Genomic DNA, 10,769 nt, shown 5'->3' on the forward strand with positions numbered 1-10,769 from the left:
CTGACTCTGTCAGAGGAAAAATAAAAAGCAAAGCCTTTTGGCTACGCCCTTCACACGCTTGAGGAAGAAGAATTCTTTCGGGGAATACGTTAAACTGTTTTCTTAAAACATTTTATTTTAGAATTTTCTTCACTCTATTTTCCGAAAATCCACATCAGAAACCCTTGGATTTTTTATACCATATATAATTCTATTCGAATGAATAAAATTATATCTTAAAAATAGTCATTTGGTTTTACAATCCAATTTCAAAAAACAAAAGAATATACCCTATTAGGAATTAAAACTCATCTGAACATACAATAGATAACATTTTTTCTGCATTATGGTAGATTTTCCGATTTTTAATTTTGAAGTTTACTAAACTTAACATTCAATTTTTTCAAACTCTTCCTAGATCTGTTTTCCAAAGATTATGGCTAAAAATTGAAATCCTACGCGACGATTCGTAATCTTATCTTATTTACCTTTCCATAGGTTAAGTGGATTTACATGATAAATATCGTGTTCGATTGCAAATCTCTCTGAGAGAAAAATAGAAAAAATAGGGGGTAAATTCCAAATGCTACATCATCATTTACAATAAATATTTGTTATTATGACTTAAATTCCAAATTATTCACGTTCTAATTTAGATGGAATTTTAATTATTATATATAAATGTATAATAATTTTGACAAATTTATTATACGTGCAGCTAAAATATTTGTGAATAAACTTGGCTATCATACAAAAGGCCTTATAGTAAAAAAATAAATATACTAAAGTTAACTATTTTGTTCCTAAAAATAGTACTACTCAAATTGTAAGTTAGTTTATAATGTACTGGATATTTCTCTTAATAATAATTTTGATTTGTACAGTATACCAAATTAGTGAAATTTTAATTCTTTAAAATTATTAAGATATAATAGGACCTTGTTCTATTTTTCCTTCTTTTTTTTTTCAATCTCTGCTATGATGATGAATAGATACACAGATTTTTAAATATATACATTCTAATAAAAAAAACCCGGTAACCGTTTTTAAATGTTTGTTAGGTTGGCCGCCCACCATTTAAAAACTAGAATCCAAGGTTTTGTAACTTACGTAAATAAAATCAATACTTAAATAGTATCATATCTTAAAAAAAACGTAAACTACAAAACCTCTAGTTTCTTATGCCCAAATTTAAAACCGGGTTGATATGGAGGTTTTTTATTATGGCTAATAAACTAAAACGTGCAGTGATAAAAGAAGAATTAGTGGTATTGACTGGAGACTTTAAGAAAGCAGTTTTATTAAATCAATTAATTTATTGGAGTGAACGTGTTAATGACTATGATAAATTTATTGAAGAAGAAAAAAAACGTGCACGTATGGCTATGAATACTGAGGAGAAACAACGCGCAGAACTATTAAAACAAATTGAATTATCACATGGTTGGATATATAAAAGTGCAGAAGATATGAGTCTAGAAACTATGCTTGGCATGAGTAAATCCAGCATAGGGAGACATTTAGAAAGCCTCTTACAGAATGGATGGCTAGAACGTAGAAATAATCCTAATTGGAAAGGAGACAATACCTATCAATATAGAGTTGATATTTTGAAAATTCAAAGAGATTTATTCAAATTAGGCTATTTTCTAGAGGGTTATAAATTTGATTTTAGAGAGTTTCAAAATGAAACTCTGATGTTTCAAAACAGAACGTCAGAGTTTCAAAATGAAACTGATTGTTTCGAAATAGAACAACCAGTTTCAAAACGAAACAACCAGTTTCAATTTGAAACAACATTACCAGAGATTACTACAGAAATTACATTAAAAAATACATTAGAGAGTTATACTAATTCTTCTTCATCTAATATAGATAATTTAATTCATATAGTAGATGAATTAAATTTACAAGATGAAGAAGAATTATACTTAAATCAAATGTCAGATTTATTTTATAAATCTGTTGTTGAACGATTAAATGAAAAAAAAATCTTTACTAAAAAAGATTCTCTACTTGATGTATTAAAAACTTTACATAATAAAAACATACGGATAGGTACATTAAGACAAGTAGATCAATCTATTAATGAATTTCTTACTGAAGTACATAAACGTGCTCAAACTTCAGACCCTATAAATTCGCCTACAAAGTTTTTTGTAGGACGCTTAGAAATGGTTATTAATCGCGAAAATACTATTGAAATTGCAAAAGCATTTATACGCCAAAATAAAGAATCATATAAGGGAAAGTTTTTATTTTATAATTGGTTAAAACAATAAATTTTCAACTTAATAATTATATTAAATAAACAACTTGAATTTTCATATACGAATGTAAATATATTTACACAAATACGATTGTGAAATAAAAAAGCAGGACACTTTTTTTAAATATAGTTTTAATCCAAGACATTATGAAAACAACTTAAATTAATTGTATATAGAAAAAACGACGTTTGATTGTTGTGAACGTCGTTTTTTCTATACTGTATATCAAAATATTATTCTTTTAATTTCAATATACATCTCATCCACTTGTAAAATAAATCTCAATGCCCCCTACTATCTACACCATTTGTTATACGGAATCGAAAAATAATCATTTCGAAATAAATTGTTAAAGATTCCTATCAATCTTAGATATCTACCACGAAAAATCGTTATATCTTTTTATTTTATATACATTATATAGAAAGGTAATGCATTTGTCTTCATAAAAGACAAATATTAGATTTAATTCTAATTTAAACAAAGATAAACTAATATTACAATAAAATTTAATAAATTTATTATTCAGGGGGAAGAGATATGACTACAATTTCAAACAATATTATTGAAATCATTTTAGCAACCATTGATTATAAGATGTTAGAGATAGAATCAATACTTATGAAACTTATAATTGAATTTGATAATCAACAATTATATAGTGTGAAATATAAAATAATGGAAGTTAAAAGGTGGTTGCTTTTTTTACAGAAAAATAATTTGAATAAACCACTAGCAAACGAATTATTACTACAATTACAAATCATGAACAATATTTTGAGATAATATTGTTTTTATTAATGTGATAAACAAAAAAACTTCTTAAATAATTTATTATATATTAATCTTGAGAATAAGAGTTTCATTAGAAAAAAAAAAGGATAATCCAATAAATTAAAATTGTTTTGTATATAAAAAAATGCAACTGGAATATAAAGTGAATTGATATGACTAACAAATTAAAAGACTATAGTATCTAAAATATTTTAATTTTAGTCAGTTGTATTTAAGAAGTGCATCTTAAGTACTAAGCATCAAAGGAGGAAATTTGTTGATTAACAACAAATTATAGTAATATGTTTTTAAAAAGGCATTATGATTTATTAAAATTTATCTCATATGAAAAAAGATGGTTTTCTCTACAGGAAGTAGCTGAACATTTGAATTGTTCTACTAAAACCATTCAAAGAGATTTAATACAAATCACAGATTATTTACCAGCGGATTGGTCTATTCAAACATCGAAACGAAAGGAAATTAGACTGAAAAAACCTGCTTTTTCATCTATAGATATTATTCGAATAGAATACTTTAAAAATACTTTACTTGTTCAGACTCTTAAAAAATTATTATGTAATAATATGAAAACTATTGATGAACTAGCACGTAACTTGTATATACAAACTACAAAAATGCGATCTGTTCTAGTAGAAGTAGAATCCTATTTAAATCAATATGACTTAAAATTGAAAAAAAGACCGTTAAGAATAGAAGGTAATGAAACTAATTTACTTTTAATGTATTATAAACTTTACTTAAAATCCTATGATAAACAAGAATGGCCTTTTCAGGAATTCAAACAAAATATGTTTACAGTTTTTTTACAAGAAATAGAAAAAATTATGGGTATTAAGTTTTATAAAGAAAGTATTAGAAAACTATCTATTTTTATTTCCATATATTTAATGCGAAAAAAAAATAGATATGCAATTCCTCTAGATAAAAAAACTATTTCGGATTGTATGTCTTCATCCGTGTATAGAGAAATTTCCGTGGTTACTACTTCTGTTTTTGAAAAATATGGTATAAATTTAAGGTGTCAAGATATAGTAGTTTTAATCATTGCTATAAATCATTCTGAATATTACTATGAAAGACAAGAAATCATCAAAAAAGATTATTTAGCTTGTATTATGAAAGGAAAGAGAGCTCTTTATAAAAATCTTAAAGATTTAATACAAACATTAGAACATTCATTTAGTGTAAATTTACTATGTGATGATGAATTTATTTTCTATATAGTATGTACAATGAAACCACATGTTTATAAATCAAAAATATTTACTGATAAAAATTATATTCGCCCCACTACATTCTATATAAAAAAGAAACATCTAAACACCTTCAATCAAGTAAAAGTAATTATTAGTAAATGGCAAAAGAAATATAATATGGGAGCCCATATTGGAGAAAATGAAATAGCAAATTTAACGATGCATATAGAAGCAATACATATGAAAAGAAAAATAAAAAATAAAAAGATAGTATTAATCTTAAGTTCCGGTAAAAGTTGGGAAAAATATATGCAAGAATATTTAAACCTATATTTCAATAAAAATATGGATTATTTGAATATTAATTTTGATCAGCTAGATAATACAAAATTAAATTCTGATGAAATAGCATGTATTATTACAGATACAATACTCACTCAAAAAATGGGTTCTATACCTATTATTTTAATTTCTGATATCCCTGTCCAACGAGATTTGGAGGAAATCTCACGATATGTATAAAATCAGGGAAAGAGTTCCGGAAAATGTAAAAGATCTTGCTTGTATTCTTTTAAAAGAATATTAATTTTCGGAGAGATAACTTGAAAAGTTAAAAAACCTTTATGTCTAATTACAATATTGTTATTTCGAATAGTCAAATTATATTTTATATTTATAAATTAACTTACTATTCTTGACTTTAGGACACAAATTACCTATTTACTAAAAAAACAATCCCACCTTTAAGAGTTTAAGGTGGGATAATGCAAAATTGGTTACTATTATATATTGTTACAGATACCTTTAAAAAACTTGAAAAGATAAATTATAGAATAATTTTTGCGATTGTAAAATTCTCGAGGTTCAATCATTTTTAAGTTGATTAAAGTTTTGAAAAACAGAACTATATGTGGAGCCTGATAAGATACATCGGTATTCATATGAATATCCCATCTTAAATAGACCGAAAGATAATTAAAAGGGAATAGTTTAAAGATTACAGTATTCGTTAATTTGTTTATGACATAACTCATCAAGGGATGAGGTTTCATATTGTTTATACCATTCTACAGTTTTTTCAATAGACTCATAAATATCCCATTTAGGGAACCAATGTAATTGTCTGTTTGCTTTACTAATATCTAAACTTAAAAATTGAGCTTCATGTACTGCATTTGAAATGTTTTCTTCTCTCCATTTTCCGGATCCCCATATTTGAATGAACAATTCAACTAACTCTTTAACAGAAATCATATCTTTTGAATAAGGACCAAAATTCCATGATCCGGAATATTTTATGTTTTTTTCTAATAAATTTGCAGTCAATATAATATACCCACTTAAAGCTTCTAATACATGTTGCCAAGGTCTTACTGCATGTGGAAAACGAACGATTACATCCTTATCTTCTTTTAAAAATTTAATAGTATCTGGAATAATTCTATCTAATGACCAATCGCCTCCGCCAATGACATTACCAGCTCGAACAGTAGCTATTACTGTCTGATGATTTTGAAATTCTTGAGTACTAAAGTATGAATCACGATAAGAGGCGATGAGTAATTCACAACATCCTTTACTAGAGCTATAGGGATCAATCCCCCCCATTGGATCATTCTCACGATATCCCCATGTCCATTCTTTATTTTTATAACATTTATCACTTGTTACAAAAATAGCAGCCTGTGCATTTCCATTTACTCTCATTGCTTCTAAAACATTTAGAGTTCCCATAACGTTAACATCATACGTATATTGAGGATATTGATAAGAATACTTAACTAAAGGTTGAGCAGCTAGGTGAAAAATAATATCAGGATTATATTTTTTAAATATAGATTCTAGCATGCCATAGTCTCTTATATCTCCCCGTATGTCAATAACGTCTTTTTTTATTTTTGAAGAATTAAAAATTCCCTTTTCATGTCCAGAATTTAAAGATACTCCTATTACTTGTGCACCTAATTGGGTTAGCCATAATGTTAGCCAGGAGCCTTTAAATCCCGTATGTCCGGTTATCAAAATCTTTTTATTTTTAAATACAGAAGGGTTTATTGTTCTCATTTTATGCTATCCTTTTACATTTATTTTGTATTTTTCAAATACCACTCAAAATTCTCTTTATACCACTTAATAGTATTTTGAATACCTTTTTCTAAAGGTGTTGTAATATCCCAATTAAGAATTTTTTTTATTTTACTAACATCAGAGGAAACATTCATTCTTTCATTTTCTTTATATGGTAAAAATCCATATAGAGGTTTTTTATTGGTTTCAAAATTCTCAAAAATGATTTCGACAAAGTACTGTAGCGAGTGTGTTATCCCACTCCCAATGTTAAAAATTTCATTTTTTATATTGGTTTTTTTAGCTGCTAATATTAAAGCTGTAATAAGGTTTTCAATATAACAGTAATCTCTTGTTTGTGTGCAATTAGTTAGATGCACATTTTTCCCTTGTAGTAATTGCAAAATAACATAGGGAAAAAGTCTCTCTGATGATTCTCCTTCACCAAAAATATTAAATGGTCGTAGTGTAACTATATCCATTTTATGTTTAAGCGCAACGTTATGAGCAATTTTAGTAGCGGTAGATTTAGTTATTCCATATATATCAATTGGATTTATATCAGTATTCTCATCAATCTTTTGTAATGATGCTCCATATTCTGAACTACTGCCTAAATTAATTATTTTTTTACAACCTATTTGTGCTATTGCTTCTACTATATTGGCTGTACCTAAAATATTAGTTTTAATCTTCTGAATACTAGTTGTTTTAGAGGAACACCCACTATCAGCAGCTAAATGAAAAATATAATCAGGTTTCAATTTTCTTGAAATATTGTTTATTTTTTGCGTATCTACAATATCTCCATTACAGATTTGAATATCTTTTAATATATTTTGAATCCGCCACAAATTTGCATTCTCTCTAGCTAATATGGATACTTGTGCCTCTTCCTGTAAAAGTCTACGTACCAAGTGTGCTCCTATAAAGCCATGTCCACCTGTGACTAATATTTTACTATTTTTCATTCATATTCTCCTCTTAGCCTGAATATTAAATCTGGAACCGGTTTTTAGGTATATAATTCGATGGTACTGAAGCATAAAATTGTGAGACATCTTTTTGTCCTAATGTTTTTTGTAATTTTTTAGTTGCTTGTTTGATAGACTTAATATAAGGGGTGTAAACAAATTGAAGAATAGGCGGTGTAAAATTCAAGGGTTCGTGATACCAGGTATCATACTCTTGTTTATTAATCATTAATAGACTTCCAAAATGATATGAAATAAGTGGTTGGTCGTCAATATATAATTTGCTATTAGTTTTGGAAATCAAATGATTATTGCTCATCACTGAATTCCATGGTGCTACATTTATTCCTATATTTTCTAGAATTTTTATATTGCTAAATAAGAGAGGAATGGTTTCTAAATACTTTTGATCTCCCCAGCTATCATAGTATTCATCATAAGTGTTAGAGCATCTATCGAGACATTTTATTTCCCACCAATCGAGTATATCTAAGCTATTTTTTTCTCGTTTAAATCCTATTAATCCAGCTTGATAAATCCCAAATTTGTTTTCAAGATTATTGGAACCTCTTTGCCGGCATAAAAATATAGAATATGTGCTCCATTCTGTTAATAATACTGTCGGATCAGAGAAGAAAAACATGTCTGCATCACAATAAATAATATGATCTGCTTCCAGATAATTAGATAAAATGTATGAGCATAGAAATGGCTTTAATGTCCAACAATATTCCTTTAGGCTTCGAGTATTTTTTATGGATTTAAGAAGTGTATTTTCTATTTTTTCAATATTTATTAATATAACGTTAGGTAATTCCATTTTTTGTAATGCGCTATACGTGTTAGGATCCATACAAAGAACCCAGATATGAAAATTTTTCATATTAGTTGCTAGCGATGAATAATACGCTAAAAATTTAATAACATATTTTTGACTTACAATCGTGGTAAAATTAAGGAAATAATCATGTTGATCCATCTGTCGACGTAATTGACTATAATTATAAAAATTTTTTGCTGTAGATATATTTTCTTGATGTATGCATTGATTAAAAGTGTCTTTATTAATCTGTCTAATTTCATCCATACTTCGACGTAATGCATGTAAATAAGGAATATAGATATTATTTTTAATAAATTTATTAATCATTAATGGACTAAGGGACCACAAGTCGAATTGATTTTGATTAAAAATTGATAAACAGGCAAAATGAAAAACAATTAACTTATCATCTTCAATATATATATCATTTTGTTGCTGTTTAAAATTATAATTATTGTTATAAATACAATTCCAAGGTGCAGCATCGATTCCCAAGTGATTTGAAATTTTAATGTGATGGAAATACAAGGGAAGTTTATCTAAATATTTTTGATCACCAAAATTTACTCCATCACTTTCTTGATAACACCAATTTAAACATTGCTCTTTCCACCATTTCAAACTTTTTCTGCCATGAAAGTTATTTTTAAATCCAATAAGGCCAGCTTGAAATTTTCCAAATCGATCTTCTACAAATTGTGAATCTCTTTGAGGGCATAAAAAAGCTGCAAATTCTCTCCACTCATCAAAAATTGGTTTAGGGTTTGAAAAGAAAAATAAATCGCTATCACAATATAGAACTCTTGGTATGTTGTATGTTCGGAATAAAAATTCTATGAAAGGAGCTTTTAATGTCCAACAATATTCATTTATTTTACGTTCTGATTTGATTTTTTTTAGTAGCTTATTTTCTAAGTTTTGTACAGGTATCAAAATCACGTGTTCTAACTTTTTACTTTGTAGAGTCGAAAGAGTTAGTTCATCGATACAGCAAATAAATAGTGTAAAATTTTCAGTATGCTCATGAAGTGATTCATATAAAGCTAATACTTTAAAAAGATAGTGTTTTCCTACAATTGTACAAAAATGAAAACCTTCCAAGTTGACTATATCCATTTCATCTTTTGTGGGAGAAACTTGAGTTTCCCATTCTTCATCCTCTGGTTTTTCTAATAACGGAGTATTCTCTGTTAGAAAAGGGATTATTGGTGTGGAAAACTCGGAAGGTGTTGAATCGATATTTTTTTCTTGCAGGGTATCTTCTAAAACTTTGTGTGTAAAAAAAGAATCCCATTTTAGCTTTTTCAGTAAATTTTGTATAAAATTATTCACTGTGGTGGACCTCCTTTTGAGGTATGCCATATTTCATTTGCTGTTATCAAATCTTTATAAGTATCAATGGAAATCCAACTTCCCTTATGATGATATACAGCTAATTCTCGATTTTTAATTAATTTCCGAAAAGGTTCTTCTTCTAAAACACAATCGGGATTTGTGTCTAAATAATTGAATATTTCTTTATTGCATACAAAGAATCCACCGTTAATCATTTCGTTTTTTTGTGGTTTTTCCGAAAATGCAGTCACAACCCCATCCTCTGATTGCAATATCCCATATTGGCTAAGGGGATTCACACTCGTGAGCGTCATTACTTTTCCCATTTTTTTATGGAAATGTATTAATTCATTAATGTTAATATCAGCTAATCCATCTCCATAGGTAATCATGAAAGTATCATCAAGGATATATTTTTCAATTTTTTTGATTCTTGCTCCTGTCATAGTATCTTCTCCAGTATCTATGCAAGTAACATTCCAATCTTCATCTTTTTCTAATGGAGTATATGTTTGATTAGAAAGGTTGATTTTTAGATTTTTATCCCTCCAGTGATATTGCATAAAGTATTCTTTTATCGTGTCTCCTTGATATCCTAGAGGTAAAATAAAGTCGGTATAAGAATACTGTCCGTATAATTTCATTAAATGCCAAATAATGGGCTTTTTTTGGACTTTGGCCAGAGTTTTCGGAATAGATTTTGAGAGTCCACTCATTCTTAGTCCTTTTCCACCACATAAAATAACTACTTGCACATTATCCCCTCCTATAAAAACTCTTTTTAAATCAATGTGAGTTCTTAAATAATAATATTTTGAGTTTATTATTTTATAATATTTACTTCGTCTAATATTTATTGTATATGTGTATTTCTAAAAATATTGTCTGTACAATACACCCAAAAAAGATGAATAAAATGCCGTTTGAAAAATTTTACAAATCAATTTTGTTTAGAATAAGATAATTTAATTTTATAAAAGCATTTTAGATATTAGATTTTATTGTAATACGTTTGTTTTTTATAATAAAAAATAGTACGAAATGAAACTCTGTTGTTAGAGCTGTAGATTGCTTTGTAATTTTAAATAAGAATATTTTAATGTGAAATTCTCTCCTATAAATGTTAGTAAGGAGCTATCATGCTCGTAATGAAATACTCAATGTGAAAAATATTATTATTCACTAAATGCTAACTGTGCTGTAGTGGTAACATGTAGCTTTTTGTAATATCTATTTGTTAGTAACGGTGGTAAAATCCTTTATAACAACGGTTCCAAATTCCCCAAAAATAACGGACAATGGTTTCAAAACGACAATGATGGAGTGG

General features: G+C 27.5%; 7 protein-coding genes. 3 read left to right on the forward strand and 4 right to left on the reverse strand.

All coding sequences use genetic code 11. The features are described from left to right. Positions 1–1,202: 1,202 nt before the first annotated feature. The 3 genes from F3I02_RS17235 to F3I02_RS17245 all read left to right on the forward strand — a co-directional run bounded on the left by F3I02_RS17235 (position 1,203) and on the right by F3I02_RS17245 (position 4,765). A complete protein-coding gene (locus F3I02_RS17235) occupies positions 1,203–2,261 on the forward strand; it encodes a MarR family transcriptional regulator (RefSeq protein WP_196478235.1) in 1,059 nt (352 codons plus the stop codon). A gap of 528 nt (positions 2,262–2,789) precedes the next feature. Next, complete coding sequence (locus tag F3I02_RS17240; protein WP_196478236.1) at positions 2,790–3,035, forward strand: hypothetical protein; 246 nt, start codon at positions 2,790–2,792, stop codon at positions 3,033–3,035. Between the two features lie 290 nt (positions 3,036–3,325). After that, positions 3,326–4,765, forward strand: a complete 1,440-nt coding sequence (locus F3I02_RS17245; RefSeq protein ID WP_196478237.1) for an AcpB/EbpR/MafR family transcriptional regulator — start codon at positions 3,326–3,328, stop codon at positions 4,763–4,765. Between the two features lie 468 nt (positions 4,766–5,233). Here the strand turns inward: F3I02_RS17245 and rfbG are convergent, their stop codons facing one another. From rfbG to F3I02_RS17265, 4 genes are read right to left on the reverse strand one after another with little or no spacing between them, the layout of a single operon-like run. Next, the gene (rfbG, locus tag F3I02_RS17250; RefSeq protein WP_196478238.1) at positions 5,234–6,307 is read right to left on the reverse strand and encodes a CDP-glucose 4,6-dehydratase; all 1,074 of its coding nucleotides are present in this window, start codon (positions 6,305–6,307) and stop codon (positions 5,234–5,236) included. A 20-nt stretch (positions 6,308–6,327) separates the two neighbouring features. After that, the gene (locus tag F3I02_RS17255; protein WP_196478239.1) at positions 6,328–7,281 is read right to left on the reverse strand and encodes an NAD-dependent epimerase/dehydratase family protein; all 954 of its coding nucleotides are present in this window, start codon (positions 7,279–7,281) and stop codon (positions 6,328–6,330) included. A gap of 25 nt (positions 7,282–7,306) precedes the next feature. Continuing rightward, on the reverse strand, positions 7,307–9,439 hold the full coding sequence (locus F3I02_RS17260) for a glycosyl transferase (RefSeq protein WP_196478240.1): 2,133 nt from the start codon (positions 9,437–9,439) through the stop codon (positions 7,307–7,309). Beyond that, a complete protein-coding gene (locus F3I02_RS17265) occupies positions 9,436–10,197 on the reverse strand; it encodes a sugar phosphate nucleotidyltransferase (RefSeq protein WP_196478241.1) in 762 nt (253 codons plus the stop codon). Before F3I02_RS17265 ends, F3I02_RS17260 begins: the two co-directional genes overlap by 4 nt. Between the last annotated feature and the right edge of the window lie 572 nt (positions 10,198–10,769).

The sequence above is a fragment of the Bacillus sp. SRB3LM genome, assembly GCF_015712745.1.
GTDB lineage: Bacteria > Bacillota > Bacilli > Bacillales > Bacillaceae_G > Bacillus_A > Bacillus_A thuringiensis_K.